The sequence below is a fragment of the Altericroceibacterium spongiae genome, assembly GCF_003610805.1.
In the GTDB taxonomy this organism is placed as follows: Bacteria; Pseudomonadota; Alphaproteobacteria; order Sphingomonadales; family Sphingomonadaceae; genus Altericroceibacterium; species Altericroceibacterium spongiae.
This window is the reverse complement of record NZ_RAPF01000012.1, coordinates 49,449-64,877: the sequence shown is the minus strand read 5'-3', so window position 1 is coordinate 64,877 and position 15,429 is coordinate 49,449. Positions and strand designations below refer to the sequence as shown.

General features: G+C 54.9%; 16 protein-coding genes. 13 read left to right on the top strand and 3 right to left on the bottom strand.

What is annotated here, in order from left to right:
• Positions 1-560: 560 nt before the first annotated feature.
• The 3 genes from D6851_RS15955 to D6851_RS15945 all read left to right on the top strand — a co-directional run bounded on the left by D6851_RS15955 (position 561) and on the right by D6851_RS15945 (position 3,914).
• Positions 561-2,867, top strand: coding sequence for an AAA family ATPase (locus D6851_RS15955; protein WP_120325908.1), 2,307 nt, complete (start codon positions 561-563; stop codon positions 2,865-2,867).
• Between the two features lie 147 nt (positions 2,868-3,014).
• Complete coding sequence (locus D6851_RS15950; RefSeq protein ID WP_120325903.1) at positions 3,015-3,434, top strand: hypothetical protein; 420 nt, start codon at positions 3,015-3,017, stop codon at positions 3,432-3,434.
• 174 nt (positions 3,435-3,608) lie between these two features.
• Positions 3,609-3,914, top strand: a complete 306-nt coding sequence (locus D6851_RS15945; protein ID WP_120325902.1) for a hypothetical protein — start codon at positions 3,609-3,611, stop codon at positions 3,912-3,914.
• Positions 3,915-4,343: 429 nt separating this feature from the next.
• Here the strand turns inward: D6851_RS15945 and D6851_RS15935 are convergent, their stop codons facing one another.
• Positions 4,344-4,931, bottom strand: a complete 588-nt coding sequence (locus D6851_RS15935) for a recombinase family protein (protein WP_120325900.1) — start codon at positions 4,929-4,931, stop codon at positions 4,344-4,346.
• Between the two features lie 330 nt (positions 4,932-5,261).
• Here D6851_RS15935 and D6851_RS15930 point away from each other — a divergent pair, with 330 nt between their 5' ends.
• From D6851_RS15930 to D6851_RS15885, 10 genes are all read left to right on the top strand, one after another.
• Positions 5,262-5,519, top strand: a complete 258-nt coding sequence (locus tag D6851_RS15930) for a FitA-like ribbon-helix-helix domain-containing protein (RefSeq protein ID WP_120325899.1) — start codon at positions 5,262-5,264, stop codon at positions 5,517-5,519.
• Positions 5,516-5,941 (top strand): type II toxin-antitoxin system VapC family toxin, encoded by a 426-nt coding sequence (locus D6851_RS15925; RefSeq protein WP_120325898.1) that lies wholly within the window; start codon positions 5,516-5,518, stop codon positions 5,939-5,941. The genes D6851_RS15930 and D6851_RS15925 overlap by 4 nt, the downstream gene beginning before the upstream one ends.
• A complete protein-coding gene (locus D6851_RS15920) occupies positions 5,938-6,537 on the top strand; it encodes a recombinase family protein (protein ID WP_120325897.1) in 600 nt (199 codons plus the stop codon). The genes D6851_RS15925 and D6851_RS15920 overlap by 4 nt, the downstream gene beginning before the upstream one ends.
• Positions 6,538-6,726: 189 nt before the next feature.
• Positions 6,727-6,948 (top strand): hypothetical protein, encoded by a 222-nt coding sequence (locus D6851_RS15915; RefSeq protein ID WP_120325907.1) that lies wholly within the window; start codon positions 6,727-6,729, stop codon positions 6,946-6,948.
• A 501-nt stretch (positions 6,949-7,449) separates the two neighbouring features.
• A complete protein-coding gene (locus D6851_RS15910; RefSeq protein WP_147395506.1) occupies positions 7,450-7,800 on the top strand; it encodes a hypothetical protein in 351 nt (116 codons plus the stop codon).
• A gap of 258 nt (positions 7,801-8,058) precedes the next feature.
• A complete protein-coding gene (locus D6851_RS15905) occupies positions 8,059-8,607 on the top strand; it encodes a single-stranded DNA-binding protein (protein ID WP_120325895.1) in 549 nt (182 codons plus the stop codon).
• Between the two features lie 283 nt (positions 8,608-8,890).
• Positions 8,891-9,568 (top strand): ParA family protein, encoded by a 678-nt coding sequence (locus D6851_RS15900; RefSeq protein ID WP_120325894.1) that lies wholly within the window; start codon positions 8,891-8,893, stop codon positions 9,566-9,568.
• Positions 9,568-9,909, top strand: coding sequence for a hypothetical protein (locus D6851_RS15895; protein WP_120325893.1), 342 nt, complete (start codon positions 9,568-9,570; stop codon positions 9,907-9,909). Before D6851_RS15900 ends, D6851_RS15895 begins: the two co-directional genes overlap by 1 nt.
• Entirely contained in the window at positions 9,909-10,226 is a 318-nt protein-coding gene (locus D6851_RS15890; RefSeq protein WP_120325892.1) for a hypothetical protein, read from the top strand. The genes D6851_RS15895 and D6851_RS15890 overlap by 1 nt, the downstream gene beginning before the upstream one ends.
• Positions 10,227-10,887: 661 nt before the next feature.
• On the top strand, positions 10,888-12,678 hold the full coding sequence (locus tag D6851_RS15885) for a ParB/RepB/Spo0J family partition protein (RefSeq protein ID WP_120325891.1): 1,791 nt from the start codon (positions 10,888-10,890) through the stop codon (positions 12,676-12,678).
• Between the two features lie 976 nt (positions 12,679-13,654).
• On the opposite strand, the gene D6851_RS17595 is transcribed toward D6851_RS15885, so the two are convergent.
• Both D6851_RS17595 and D6851_RS15875 read right to left on the bottom strand, forming a co-directional pair.
• Entirely contained in the window at positions 13,655-14,509 is an 855-nt protein-coding gene (locus D6851_RS17595) for a hypothetical protein (RefSeq protein WP_183030140.1), read from the bottom strand.
• Positions 14,510-14,621: 112 nt separating this feature from the next.
• Positions 14,622-14,867 carry a hypothetical protein gene (locus tag D6851_RS15875; RefSeq protein WP_120325889.1) on the bottom strand — a complete coding sequence of 82 codons (246 nt, stop codon included), beginning with the start codon at positions 14,865-14,867 and terminating at the stop codon, positions 14,622-14,624.
• Positions 14,868-15,429: the final 562 nt, after the last annotated feature.

The following is a 15,429-nucleotide window of genomic DNA, read 5'->3' as shown; positions in this document are numbered from 1 at the left end:
TACCAGCGGACCGCCCATAGGATGACCTCGCCGGTAAAATGCCGCCCTTTGAAATCGTCCATCACAACCGACCTTACCAATCCAAGGGCCCAACCTTGGCAACCGCATCAGAGTTTGCAACAGAGCCTAGCCCCGAACAGCGATAATTTTCGCCCAGATTTTCACCGGTAGTCCTTCCTTCGGATAAGCTGATCGTTAGCAGCGCCAGTGATAACTCGCAAAATGCGTCAACAAAGCGGTCGTTTAGTTGACTGACAACTCCCGCAAAATTCAGGCGCGCGGGAATGGCTCATTCCTGTAAATGTCAGAGCTAAATGTCGCGTGCTGACAGAGGTAATTGTCGCAGGACCGGGTAGCTCCAAGCTCGGAGAAGCACCCTTTCAAACCGGGACGGAATGACCGCCTCGGGCCGGTAGCGGAATGGCAGGAATCGAAGCAGAAGACCGGTGAAGCGGTCATTGCTCATGTGACGTTATTTAACCTTGCCCATCAATTGATAGTGAAAGTAGTGCTATGGCTATCACCACAGTAATGTATTGACGTGGCAGAGAGGGGCAGCGTTGATTGAAGAACTAAAAATCGCGGGATGTGCTAGCTACAGCGCGGAAGGCCAGAATGTTACCGGGCTCCGGAAGATCAATTTCATCTATGGCGCAAACGGTTCGGGCAAAACCAGCATTTCGCGCGTAATCGCCAATCCGGCCGATCACCCAGCCTGCGCGATCCGCTGGGTTAACCAGCGGCCTCTTGAGTGCTTAGTTTACAACGCCGATTTCGTGGAGCGGAATTTCCGGTCCAGCCTCCCCGGCATCTTCACGTTAGGCGAGCACGACGCTGCGGTGTTAGACCAGATCGAGCAGGCACGGAAGGACGTTGCGGACATCGAGCGCGATATCAGCGCTCGCAATCTCGTGTTGAACGGAAAGGATGATGCTCCCGGCAAGCTAAACGAACGTGCTGCCCTGCGCGAGAATATCGAGAATGAATGCTGGAAACTCAAGAACCGCCATGATGCGGATTTTCAGTCCGCCTTCGCAGGAGTACGCTCCTCGAAGGCGAACTTCTGCGATAAAATCTTAAGCGAGTGGGCTTCCAACCAGGCTGCGGTTCATCCGCTTGATGACTTGAAAAAGCGTGCGGCCGTGATCTTTGAAAAGGGTCTTGCGCGCGAGAGCGTGATCCAGGTGCCCGACAGTACCGAGCTGGCGCGGCTAGAAGCATTGCCGATCTTCGCAAAGAAGGTCGTGGGGCGGGGCGATGTTGATATTGGCGGTCTGATTGATCGACTTGGTAACAGTGATTGGGTGAAGCAGGGCATCGACTACTTCGCGCAGAGCACGCCGCAATGCCCGTTCTGCCAGCAAGATGTCGAAGCCGAACTTGCCAAGCGCATCGGCGATTACTTCGACGAAGCCTATAATCGCGACATCGCGGATATCGCGCGTCTCGTTGCCGGATATGAAGCGGCGGGTACAGCTTACCTTCAAGCGCTCGCCGGCATCTCTCAGAATGGCTCTCGCTATATCGACGTTGACCAGTTGACCGGACTGATCGAGCGCGTGACCGCACGGCTAGCGCTCAACGGGCAGCACATCGCGCGCAAGCATAAGGAGCCGAGCGCCGTCGTAACGCTTGAGGACAACACCGAGCTGTTCGCGGAAGTCCGAGATTTCCTCATAGCTGCGAACGCGGCCGTCGTCGAACACAACGGGGCTGTCGATGATATCAGCAACCAGAGGACGAACCTTACGGCCGAAATTTGGAAGTGCCTAGTGGAAGAGGCCAAAGGCATCCTTGATGCCTACCATGCTAGCAAGACGGCGGTGGATGCTGCGATCAACGGCATCGAGGCAAGCTTGACGACGAAGCGTGGCAATCTCACCACGGCGCAGCAGACGCTGCGTGATCTTGAGAAGGGCATCACGAGCGTTCAACCAACCGTGACCGAAATCAACGCACTACTCGCCTCGTTCGGCTTTCGGGGCTTCAAGCTCGCAACGGCGGGCGATCAGGGCAATTTGTATGAGATCGTCCGCCTTGATGGCAGCAATGCTGCCCGGACTCTGAGCGAGGGCGAGAAGACGTTCGTCACCTTCCTGTACTTCTACCACCTCATCCGAGGCAGCGTTTCTGAGTCCGGCATGACGAGCGACCGGGTTATTGTGTTCGACGACCCGATTTCGAGCCTCGACAGCGATATCCTGTTCATCGTGTCTAGCCTTATCAAACGCGTGTTCGAGTTGAGCCACGCGCCGAACGGCTTGATTCGGCAGGTGTTTGTGCTCACCCACAATATCTATTTTCACAAAGAGGTGTCATTCGACCCAGACCGAAAAAGGGAACTCCGCGCGCACGAGACGTTCTGGATCGTGAAGAAGATCGACGATGTCTCGACGCTGGAAGCCTTCGATCACAACCCGATCAGGACATCCTACGAATTACTCTGGTCCGAAGTGCGGAACGAGAACCGGTCCAACCTCACAATCCAAAACACGCTGCGCCGCATTCTGGAGAACTATTTCAAAATACTTGGAAACATGGACAAGGACAAGATCATTGAGAAATTTGAAGGTCGCGAGAAGGTAATTTGCGCCTCGCTCTTTTCATGGGTGAACGACGGCTCGCACAGCACGCATGACGATCTCTATATCTCGAGCGATGCCGCCACGGTGGACGCATATCTCGAGATCTTCAGACGTATCTTTGAGGAGACTGGGCACACCCAGCACTATCACATGATGATGGGCACTGAAGCTATGCCTATAGCCAATGCGGCTCCTATCGAGATTACATCTCCGATGCCGGGTTACGACCAAACTGCGGCATTAACGAACAGCTGGTTTCAGCGATGTGTCAAACCACAGTGAATGACCAAAATAGGCGCGATCCTGAATTTCGGCACACACATCAAGAAGACATTACGCGATAATGCCCCTCAGTGGCAGAAAGATAGCATTAAATTATAACTTTATTGGAGTATGCTATTTGGGGGATGATAAAATTCGATATTTATTATGTTTATGGGGCATTTTATCATGTGGGAATTAGGGGCACTCATCGTTGTTTTGGTTGGGTCAATTGTGGCTTGGAAGATTTCCAAGCAAGTCAGGCTCGGCCTGCATCTCACACGGATGACCAACATTTTTGAAGAGGTTGAACAAACTCGTCGAACTTTGCCGATTGGCGCAGGTGGCGGTTTTAACAGCCTTCCAAAAATGAGGCAGTTGCAGGCCGATCAGGAATTGCAACAGGGACTTCAATATCTCAGGCAGTTCCCTCGTCACGAAATTACACGCGAAGTAGCGAAAAACGCTCGGCTTGCAGAGAACCTCGGGCGCTCAGAGCGATATGTGGCAATCGCAAATCTGCTGGAATGGCTGGTAGAAATGGATGCGGCATTGAATGTTGACGACTTCATGAAATCCTATGGCTAGAAATTTAGCAGATGTAGTGGGCATCGCAAGTATGCGCTCCCGCTCGCCGTCGCCCTGAACTTGCTCCAGTGCCCATCAGGCCGATCTCCCAGTTCATGAGCGGCTAAATCGACAGGGAGGTTTGCGTTCGTGCTTCGGTAACAACCGCCCGATGGATCCTGAAGCAAGTTCAGGATGACGAAAGGGGAAGGCGCAGCTTCGGCTTCCCACCCATCCCGACTGCTGACCGATGGAATCGACAAGCCTAACCGGACAGACGGCTACCTCGCGCGCCAAATCGGCCAGCGAACGACCGACTTGGGCGCACTGCGGAATTTCGGCACACGCCCCATTGCCGACGTTGGCGATTATTGCGACAAGCTGGGCGATGTTCGACCCTTTCTTTCCAATAGCTTTAGTTTGCGGGCCATTGGCTTTGGCCTTCCTGCTTTGGGTAGAAGCGAAGCGGGATACCGGGAGCATCTGGCCAAGGCCTATTAGCCTTTTGTTCGCGATACCCGCCGCATGGGGCCTATTTAGCTGGTCTCTCATGATTACGGTCATCCTGTTTGGCGAGGGGATGGATCCTGTCGGATTTCAGCAAGTGAGTGCTTTCGCAGCTGCGGCTGCGTTCGTCGTTATTGCGACAAGCTACTGCTTTGTAGCCTACCTTCGTAGGCAGAAAGATTGAGCGGCTGATTGTCCGCTTTCCACCCCCTCCCGCCGCTGGCGAACCTGCTCGGCGCGCCAGATCAGCCTTCCGGCGACCAACTAGGGCGCGTAGCTGGCAAAGCTATGAAAGCAGGAGGGAGGCCGCCTCTCGGCGAACCTCCCAAATTCCTTCGACGATGAGGGGAGGCCATAGCCCGCATTCTCAAAGCCAGGAGGCGGTGATAGCTCGAAGGCAGCGGGTTGTCACGGTCGAGCGTATCATGCCAGGGCCGCAGAGGCTTGGCGGTCGAGAGTTCGGTAGACTGTCGGTCGAGAAATCGAGAACACCTCCGCAAGGTCGCTGATCGAGTACTCCCCGGTGTCGTACATGCGGCGCAGCTCCTTTTGCTGGCGCTCGGAAAGCTTCGGCTTCTTACCGCGCAGCTTACCTTTGGCGCGGGCCACCGCCATGCCTTCCCTTGTGCGCAGCTTGATAAGGTCGGCTTCGAACTCTGCGAAGGTCGCAAGGATGTTGAAGAACAGCTTGCCCATGGGATCAGCCGGATCATGCACGCTGGCACCAAGCTGCAGCTTCACCCCTCTCGCGGCCAAGTCATCGCCGATTGCTCGGGCGTCCGGCACCGATCGGGCAAGCCGGTCGAGCTTCGGGACAACCAAAGTGTCGCCATGACGGACCGCGGCGAGAGCTTGGTCAAGACCGGGCCGCATCCGGTTCGAGCCGGTGAAGCCCTTGTCAGTGTAGATGCGATCCGCAGCAACGCCCAGCTTGAGCAAGGCTTCTCGCTGGGCCGCCAGATCCTGTTTGTCCGTAGAACACCGGGCGTAGCCGATCAAAGTGTAGGTCATGCGCTCAAGTGTAACGCAAGGGGCTCCCTCAATGCAAAAAATATAGTACCATTCAAATGAGACTCGACGAACGCCCGTTTGCCGCGACTGCCTCACGCGAGCCGGCAGTGTCCGTTGAGCGATCCTCTTTCGTACATCGGGCCCAGTCGGTCCGTTTGCAAACGGTCCTTTTCGACCCGTCAACCGCGCCCGTGCTGATCGGCGGAATTGCGTGCTGCCATCGAGCACAAAATAGCGATGTAAACCTAATCGCGATAACATCGAATTAAGTTGACAATTTGCGCCGTGATGATAGCATTGTCTCGATTTGCTATCACATGGAGGCGCATCATGCCAGCTTTGACAGTTCGCAACCTTCCCGAGGACGTTCACCGCGCGCTCAAAGCGCTCGCGGTCAAGAACGGCAACAGCACCGAAGCCCAGGTTCGCGAAATCCTCGCCGCTGCCGTGAATCCGCAAGGGCGGCTGCGCGTCGGGGAGGCGCTTTGGAATCTCGGTCGCGAAATCGGCTTGGCCGACGACGAGGCGGCCGAGCTTGAGGCGAGCCGCGACCGGACCCCCGCCGCGCCGATGAGCTTCGATCAATGATCCTTCTCGACACCAATGTTGTTTCCGAGCCGATGAAGCCCGCACCCGCCGAGAGCGTGCGGCGGTGGCTGGATAGGCAGGCGAACGATACGCTTTTCGTCTCTACCCTCACCTTGGCCGAAATGCAGTTCGGCCTTGCCTGTCTGCCGAGCAGCAGCAGGCGCGACCGGCTGACTGCCCTTTATGTGGGGGTCGAGAAGATATTTGCCGGGCGCATCCTGTCTTTCGACGCCGACGCCGCCCGCCATTATGCGGAGCTGGCTGTTGCCGCCCGTGCCGATGGCAAGGGCCTGCCTCTGCCCGATGGTTACATTGCCGCTATCGCAGCCGCGCACGGCTTCGCCGTGGCGACACGCGATAGCGCACCGTTCGAGGCCGCAGGGATCGAGGTCATCAATCCGTGGGATGAGGCAGCCCTATGAAAATCGGTTATGCCCGCGTTTCCACCGATGAACAGAATTTGCGGATGCAGATCGACGCCCTTGAGGCTGCCGGCGCGGAAAAGATTTTCGAGGATCGAGGAATCAGCGGAAGCGCCGTCATCAAGCCCGCGCTCCGCGAATGCCTGGAGTTTGCGCGCGACGGTGACGAACTGGTGGTGTGGCGGCTTGACCGCCTCTCCCGCTCGCTGAAGGAGCTTATCGAGCTGGCCGATGCCTTGGGCCAGCGCAACCTCGCCTTTCGCTCACTTCATGAGCAGATCGAAACCGTGTCGCCAGCGGGTAGGCTGTTTTTCCATATCGTCGGGGCCTTGGCCGAGTTCGAGCGCGAAATCATTCGCGCCCGAACGCGCGATGGCATGAACGCGGCGCGCCGCGCCGGAAAGCGGCTAGGACGGCCGCCGACCATATCGGATGAGCAATGGACCGAGGCCAAGGCCCTGATGAGCGGTTCCGATCCAAAAAAGCCCGCCGAAGTCGCGCGCCTGCTAGGTGTATCGCGGCAGGCCGTCTCCAAGCGGCTCAAAGCCGACCGGGAGGCGCAGGGCGGCGATGTTGCCAGCACCGGGCGGGGGTAATCTTCTCTCTGTGTGATGGGGTATTTTGGCATGGGTACGCGCCGGCCCTCAAGGATGAGCGGTTCCCCCAATTTGCAGCGCAAATCGGCTCCCCCACTCCCCGCTATCGCGGCCGCTTTGCGGTCCTTGACCGCCGACGCCGGAGCCCATGCCGGTTGGTCCCTTCCCACAAACGAGAAGGAGAACCAGATGCACATCAAATTGTTTAGAGCATTGAAAGCGGCTAATGTGTCAGACGACGCGGCGGCCGATGTGGTTGAGGCAATCGAGGAGTATATAGCGGTGAAGGTGGAAGACGCGACCAAAGGACTGGAAAGCAAACTTACGGCGCAGACGTGGGTAATTGGCTCTGTCGGCTTCGTCTTGGCCGTCATCGGGCTCGCACCGGCTTTCATCAAGCTCTTTCAGTAAGCAAGGAGGGAGAGGCCAAAGCCTCTCCCTTTTTTGTGTCGATCAGGCGTGCCATGGCACCTGGTCAAAAGGCATCGATCAATGGCAATTGAGTTGCTTAATAGGATTGTTCACCGTTGAACCTGGTCAAGTGAGCATCAGCGTAAGTCAACGGCATGAATCCGAATATTTTCAGCTCTTATTCGGATTTAGATTCGCGAAAGCTGATTCTATTGTGGATAGCATTACACTATAAATTTTTTTCCTCAGTTCCGTTTTTCCTCTTGCGTAATTAGCAAACTCAGTGGTTCCGGTGCTTTAAGTGTCTTATATAAATAACACACGACATGGAATAGCAGATTTCGGGTGATGACAGGACGAATTTCCCCTTGTCAGGAGACTCAATATCGATGACGGTCAAAGGGCAGGTGGAAGACCGAAACGCCACATTCCGGTCTTCCAGCCCAACGAGGTCAAAAAATCCACCTCAACGGGTATGCCATCTCAATAGGCCGCCGCATTATGCTGTGGCTCTGGCTCCTGCGTCAACAAGTGATTTGTCGCTCACCTGAAACTTTTCAGGTGAAAAATGGAGGAAAGGCCATGTTTAATGGGTTTTTAATTGTAACTGATCCACTGCAATCGTCGCAGACTTATCGAGCTTTGGACAAAGCTATTTCTGAATTGCCTGCGTCTCTGCCTTATAAGTTTAATAGCTGGTTTGTCCGCTGGCCGGGCGATCCATTTGCATTGCAGGACTATCTTCGGCGATTTTGCAGGAACGGCGAGGATATACTTGTCATTCGACTAGATAGCTTTGCAGGAACCGCTCCGGATTTGGAGAAAGAACTTAGAGCGCAAGGTTATCTGTAACGCGATCAGTCTCCTGGGAGGGGCTATAAGCCCCTCCCAATTCACCGTGAATTGACGGTGCGGCGGCACAGTCCTCTCGACAGCACGATCCGGTTTGCCGAGCTGGTGGGTTTCTTAGCGTGGCAGCGCGGCCGGTGTTGAGATAGACGCAGCCGGCTCTTTTGACGATAATCATCCGTGCGGTGCGTGCCCTCCCCTTCCCCATCGCTGGTAAAAGGGTTGGTGGCGCCGGTGTGTGTGACAGGAAACAAGCCTGTCATGCCTCCGAAAGTGATCTCAAAACGCAGGCGCTGCACTTCCCGTTTTCCTGGTTCGTTGCTGCCTGACGCATTTGGATGCGGCGATGCTTTGTGCGGGGCAGCCTTTCAGGCTTCAAGCAGAAAACCGGCGCTTCGCGCCTACGGTTTCCGCTTCGCGGACCCTCCGTTTTTCAACTTGCCCGCAGCATCACCCCATCCCGGAAAAATGCGTCAGCAACGACATGGAAAACGGAGACTTCAAATGCAGTTCGCAAAATTCGAAATCATCGGCAACGTCGGCAAAATTGAAAGCCTTGATAAAGTCACCTTTATCGATATCGCCACCAACACAGCCTATCGCGACGACAATGGCGAATGGGTCGAGAAGACAATCTGGAACCGAGTGTCAGTTTTCGGAAAGCAACGGGAGCGCGCAGAAAAACTCAACACCGGCGATCAAATATACGCTGAAGGCGAGATCGAGCGCACCAGCTACACGAAAGACAACGATCGCGTCTTCGTCACCAACCTGAAGGTCTTTCGCTTCGGGGTTCTCTCCCGGAAATAACCGGGAAGGGCGGCTCCGGCCGCCCTATATATATTCTGTGAATATTTCATAGGATATCCTCTAAATATGAATATACATAGCCATGGGGATATCCCTATAAAAAGCCATTGCTATAGCCTAGGTATGTCGCTAGATATATCGCTATGTAACGCCATATGTATTGTGCAATGTATATAGCTGTCGATATGGCTAGCTATATGGCTAGCTATATGGCTAGCTATATGGCTGGCAACAGACATATGAATATGTATAGAATATCGCTCGATCTTGCGGAGATAAGCAAATGGCAGTAATTTCCATCGCGAACCCAAAAGGCGGGGCAGGAAAAACAACTCTAGCCCTCGTTCTGGCCGATGAATTCGCTCGCAACGGTGCCAGCGTCGCCGTCATCGATGCAGATCCAAACGCCGTTATCGCTAAATGGGCACACAGAAGGGACGGGGAGGGCAAAAACACCAGATTCCAGATCATCCCAAGACCTGATGAAGCCAAAATGATTTCAACCATCGACCAGCTCAGCGAAACGACCGATATTATCATCATCGACCTCGAAGGCACCGCCTCGCGCATGACTTCCCGTGCCTTATTGCGCTCTCACCTGGTCCTGATCCCTTTCAATCAGTCCCCGATCGATGCCGAACTCGCTGCTAACGCTGTCGCCCTCGTCGCCGAAGAAAGCGAAGCCGTGCAACGCGACATCCCTTTCAGACTTATACGGTCACGCGATAATGCCGCCATCGCCACCAAAAGCTCTCAGCGCATACTCAGCGCTATCAAAGAAGCCGATATGCCAATGCTTAATGTCGGTCTGGTCGAACGCGCCGCATACAGGGACATGTTTGACTTCAACGCAACCCTCGATGAACTGGACAGCTCCACAACGTCCGGCATCGAAAAAGCCATGGACAACGCAAAAGCCGTCGCCAGCGCCGTTCTCGACGCATTCAAGGAAGTGAACTGATGGCAAACTATGATTTTCAGAAAGCCCGCAAGCCAAATCCCGATTCCGCTTCCGATGATAGCCGGACAATGGACTTTTCCTCCTTACCGAAAAATCCCGTCTCAATCTCTGATGCTGAGGAAAAACATGCCGTCCAGCGCGGCGATGATCTCGGCTTTATTTCACGAGGGCAGGGCACCACAAGACGCAGAAAACCAGCCAAAAGACAGAAAAGCCTATACGTCAAAGGGCCAGAGGAAATCATCGACTGGTTCGTCGAATACACCAATACTCAAAACCATTCAGCTTACTGGAAATCTATCGAAGACCTCAAAAATATGATCGAAGGGCAGGGCAAGTGATGAGCCGGTATGAAGTACCTATGAAGCCCGAATATTCCCACCTTAAAGCGTGCGTCGGGTGGGACAGACCGCTCCAGACATTCTTCCTGCAGGTTATCGAAAATCCCGATACTAAAGCCGAAAAACCAATGCTCTGGATCGGCACAGATTACAGCGAATTAAAAACACCAAAACAAGCCCTTCAATACCTTCAAACCTTTTGCGATATTCCCGAAAATCTCATCCAAACCTTGCAGATAGATCGACTGAAAACTATCGCTCGTGAGGACGGTCCGGCACAACTCGCCGCCAGAAAATTCCGTTCCGAGAATAAATAAGCCGGTATTCAGGACAGTCTGATTAATTACGGCTGCATCCTGGCAACGCCAGGACTGTGCTCTATTGCGCTAGGCGGGATGCCCTCACGGCCATCCCTCCAAGCTCCTTTGCCACTCTGAATCACGTCTTCGTCTTCAATGCAAATTAATAGGTCCTGACCCTAGCGTCTACTATGAAGTACAAAAGGGAAACTTATCCCCGATCGTGAACGACCTCTCGATTGATTTGGGCATTGCGAAACATACGAATCGAAAGGGCCGCTCAATAACGGCCCTTGCTTCTGCAAGCAGAGAGACCGGCCGGTCGACACGGGCTGCGCCCATGCTCACGCCCGATCTCGCATCCTTTGGTTCAGTAGTCCGCCCAACAGAGCGCATCGTCTCCGTCAACATTGCCCATCCGGCAAATTAGCAACCAATTTCCCCTGGCCGCTGCGCGCCCATTCCTCGCGATACAAATTGGCAGCGAATTTGCCGGCAGACATTCACCTTCGGGAATGTGGGCGTTGACTGAGCCAATGCCCACCGTGGGTCGGGCTTCGCCCTCGCCACTCTGTTCCGCCGAAAACTGCGTTTCCGGCACTCAGAGGTGTCAAGGCGCAGCCCATCGGCGGAAATAGGGCATCAGACCCAACCGCCTTCACCACGAAGGAACAATCTCATGATTGAACACGTCAATTTTACTGACCTTGCTATTTCTCCGATCAACCCTCGTACCGTCATCGATGACAGCAGCATCACTGCACTTGCAGCCAATTTGAAGGAAATGGGATTGATCCATAATCTTGCCGGTTTGCGGCAGGACGATGGCAAAATCGGTATCGTCGCAGGTGGCCGACGCTTTCGCGCATTAAGCACGTTGCAGGACGACGAACGCTTCCAGACCGTGCCTGTCAAAGTTACCGATAATCCCGACATTGCGCGAATCTGGGCAAGTAGCGAGAATAATCAGCGCGAACAGCTCAATCCGGCAGATGAAATCCGCGAATATGCTGCATACGCAACCAAAGGTACTCCGGTGCCCGCTATCGCCATGGCTTTCGGCGTGAGCGAAAATCACGTCTATCGTCGCCTGAAACTGGCTTCCCTGCCAGATATCGTGCTCAATGCACTCAAATCAGGTGATATCACTCTAAGCGTCGCATCCTGCTTTACGATCTGCGATTCCTCCAAACTCGTGGCAGAGGTCTTGCAACAAGCTGTTGATTGCCGTCTTTCAGAGCATCATATCCGTCAGCTCCTGAAACCTCAGTCCGTCACAGATACTGACCGCCGCGTTAAATTTGTCGGATTGGATGCGTATAAAGAAGCCGGAGGGCCGATCTCCTGCGATCTTTTCGAGGATGATATCTATGTCGATGATGTCGAATTGCTCGATAAACTCGTCAATGAAAAGCTCAGCGCAGAAGCCGAACGTATCTCCCAGGAAGGATGGAACTGGGTCCGGCCCGCCAGCGACTCAGGCGTCTACCTCTACGAGCTGCAAAATCAGGGTTATGAAATCCTCGTGCCCGTTTGCGGCGAACTGACCGAGGAACAGGAAGACCGATACGACGAACTGGCAGAACTGGCACATGCTGAATCCATAGACGAAGACGGCGCGGCCGAGCTGGCCAATCTTCAAGCTATCCTCGATGGCGAATTTACCGACACACAAAAGGCCGTCGCCGGTGCGATCCTCTATGTCGATTATGATGGCAACCTCAGAGATAGGATCGGCTTGGTTCATCCTGATGACAAGCACATTGCCATCGAAGCCGGTGTTATCAATGCTCCGAAACATGCGGCCGATGATGCACCACAATCGGGTATCAGCGGCGCGCTGCAAGACGATCTTAGGGCTGTGGCAGCCGGTGTGCGTCAACATGCGGTCATGAACGACCCGGACCTTCTGACGGCCTTACTCGCCTACCAGCTCAGCCACGAACTCTCGTGGAAATCACCTTTCACCATTACAACAAGTGAATTTCCCAACGCACCAACTACAGGCGATAACGGATTTGCGCTCAATCCTGCTCTCTATGAGCAAGACAAGCCGGATATGTACGATAAAGACCTCGCCAAATCTTTCAGGGCTTTCCGCAAAAAGGGCGAGGCGCATATTAAGCGCGTTTTGACCGAATATCTGGCGCGGCTCTATCGGGGCGGCGATAAGCAAATGATCGACCTGATCGACAAGGAAACCAAACCGAATATTCGCGCAATATGGACGCCGAATGCCACTAACTTTTTTAACCGGGTCAAAGCCGATTATCTCGATAACCTCTGGAAAGACCTGCTCGACTTGCAACCCGGCGACGAAGCTATGAGGGCTTTCGGAAAGCTGAAAAAGAAACAGAAGGCCGAAAAGCTCGAAAAGCTATTCAGCGATGCCGATACCAGAACTGCGCACGCTGTAACGGCCAAGCAAGCCGAGCGTATCGATAGCTGGCTCCCCGACGAACTGAATTGAGCGCGGGCAGGGCGCCATATGGCGCCCTGCCTTGCTGGCGCAGTCAGGCTGATCGTCACCACCATTACATTTCCCCGGCTGTTGCCGCGCATCGAGTTTCCTGTGGTGAGGATCAAACTTGGCCCCGTCTTTCAGGCGGGGCTTTTTTCTTAATGTCAGTAACTGGCCAGTATGCATCATCCGTGGCACAGGCACGCCACGGTCATCCTGACCGTAGATCGGAGGTGATTTCGATAGACGAACAATCTGCAATAGCGATTGCGATGCTATGCATCGCTTTCGCCGCCTTGGTGGTGAAAATCATCGAGGTTTCCCGCAAATAAGCGGGTGAGGGGGCCTGGTGCTGGAACACCAGCCCCCAATACAGCTTGGGGCTGGATGCTGGAACATCCAACCCCGTGAAGATGATCGATAGATCACAATCTGCACGGCCAATATATGCAGACTAAATCTAAGCGTCAATAAACCTCATCGAGCAGGAGAGGAATACGGCGGTGGCCGAACGCTTGCGGACAGATCAATGCTAATGTAATAGCATTTGTTCTCTATTCGTTCTATTCTGTCCGAATGGGAAAATCACGCTATTTACGGCCATCGTGGACTCAAAGCGTCCGCGCTATGATCGATCAGGGCATTTCGTGCCGGGCGCTATGCGATACGTGCCGGGGCGGAAGGGATGTGGATCTAAAAGCTGTTGCCGCGCATCGAGGCGAAAGCTTCGATCTCTGGAATAAGAAATCGCCTTGCAGGTTCACACCTGGTTGTAAGGGTGTCGTCAAATTCTTCCACTCAGGCCGGGGCGTTATGCGGATTATGGAAGATTAGGCAGGCTATTGCTTCTGGCACATTCGCTCATCGCTATTTTCGCGGGAGACCCCTTTCTTCAGGGAGGGGAGGAACGGGAGGTTAGCGATTGGCATCCTTTCGCTTCGGGGTTCTCACCCGGAAATAACCGGGAAGGGCGGCTCCGGCCGCCCTATATATATTCAGGGACTATTGAAGGAGCGAAACGGGGCAGGGCGAGAGTGGAAAGGGTGTGCCATGGCGGCGGCAAGCTCTCGCTCCCGCGCGGCCCTTCGGCCTTGCGGAGCATCACCTTGCAACGCCGCCTGCCGGGCTCGCTTGCGTGCGCATCCGGACGGCCTTCGCCGTCCCGATGCATAGCCAATCTCGCCAGCGTCGCGCATGATCGTGACGGGGCAGGGCGAAGGTGGAAAGGCTGTGCCATGGCGGCGGCAAGCTCTCGCTCTCGCGCGGCCCTTCGGCCTTGCGGAGCATCGCCTTGCAACGCCGCTGCCGGGCTCGCTTGCGTGCGCATCCGGACGGCCTTCGCCGTCCCGATGCATAGCCAATCTCGCCAGCGTCGCGCATGATCGAGACGGGGCAGGGCGAAGGTGGAAAGGCTGTGCCATGGCGGCGGCAAGCTCTCGCTCTCGCGCGGCCCTTCGGCCTTGCGGAGCATCACCTTGCAACGCCGCCTGCCGGGCTCGCTTGCGTGCGCATCCGGACGGCCTTCGCCGTCCCGATGCATAGCCAATCTCGCCAGCGTCGCGCATGATCGTGACGGGGCAGGGCGAAGGTGGAAAGGCTGTGCCATGGCGGCGGCAAGCTCTCGCTCTCGCGCGGCCCTTCGGCCTTGCGGAGCATCGCCTTGCAACGCCGCTGCCGGGCTCGCTTGCGTGCGCATCCGGACGGCCTTCGCCGTCCCGATGCATAGCCAATCTCGCCAGCGCCGCGCATGATCGAGACGGGGCAGGGCGAGGGTGGAAAGGGTGTGCCATGGCGGCGGCAAACTCTCGCTCGCGCGCGGCCCTTCGGCCTTGCGGAGCATCGCCTTGCGCCGCCGCCTGCCGGGCACGCTCGCGCGGCTGAAAAATGAAGGGCCTGGACCCCCTTCCTTCGCGGTCCAGACCCTGACAAATCACAGGCACTACTATCTGTGTTTAAGCCGTTAAGAGCTGATGCTCATTGTCCGGTTTTTCCAGCATCGATATCACCTTATCAGGTGATATCTCGGCCGCCTTTTCAAGTATCAAAATCGCGCGCTCAATTCCGATCTTGCCGACTGCCTTGCTGAGCTGCTTTTCCTCTTCTTCACGGCGTTTCTGCTGAAGCTTTTTCTTTCGATCTCGCAATTCCTGTTCGGCCTTACGAATGGCTTCCTCTTCGCGTTCGAGTTTCGAACTCATACGGACTTCCAGTCATACTGATGTTGTTCCCCCTAGAATAGTCTTAACATGCCTTTCGAGATTCATTTTGCAAGTCCGTCATGAACGACGAACATTGCAAAAAAGGATCAAAGTTACCCACCGGGCTACGCCAGCGTGATGGGCGCGCTTCGCCCCATGGATAACTTTGCCCCTTCACGATCAGGCAACACCAGTCGATTGGTCGAAGTCCTGGATTGCGAGGATCAAAATGACTGCCTTTCATGGATTGAATGACCGGCCATCCGGCCGGCCATGCCCCTTTTGTTGAAGGGCTCGTTCAATCGAAACCAGAGTTACGATCGACCGAGGAAAGGCAGGCGTCCCAGTCCCTGAAGAATGCACACCCTATACGGCTGCCCCGTGGGCTAAGATATTGATTTAAAACGAAAGAGGCTTTACCGCCTCGCGATGCTTTACAGCATACACTCGACATAAAACTTGATGCTATTTAGCATCGTGTTGTATTTTATGGCGCGACTACAGTAGTATACGTGTAGGCGATATGCCCTCACTCGCTCTTGGCCGACGATGTTAAATAGCA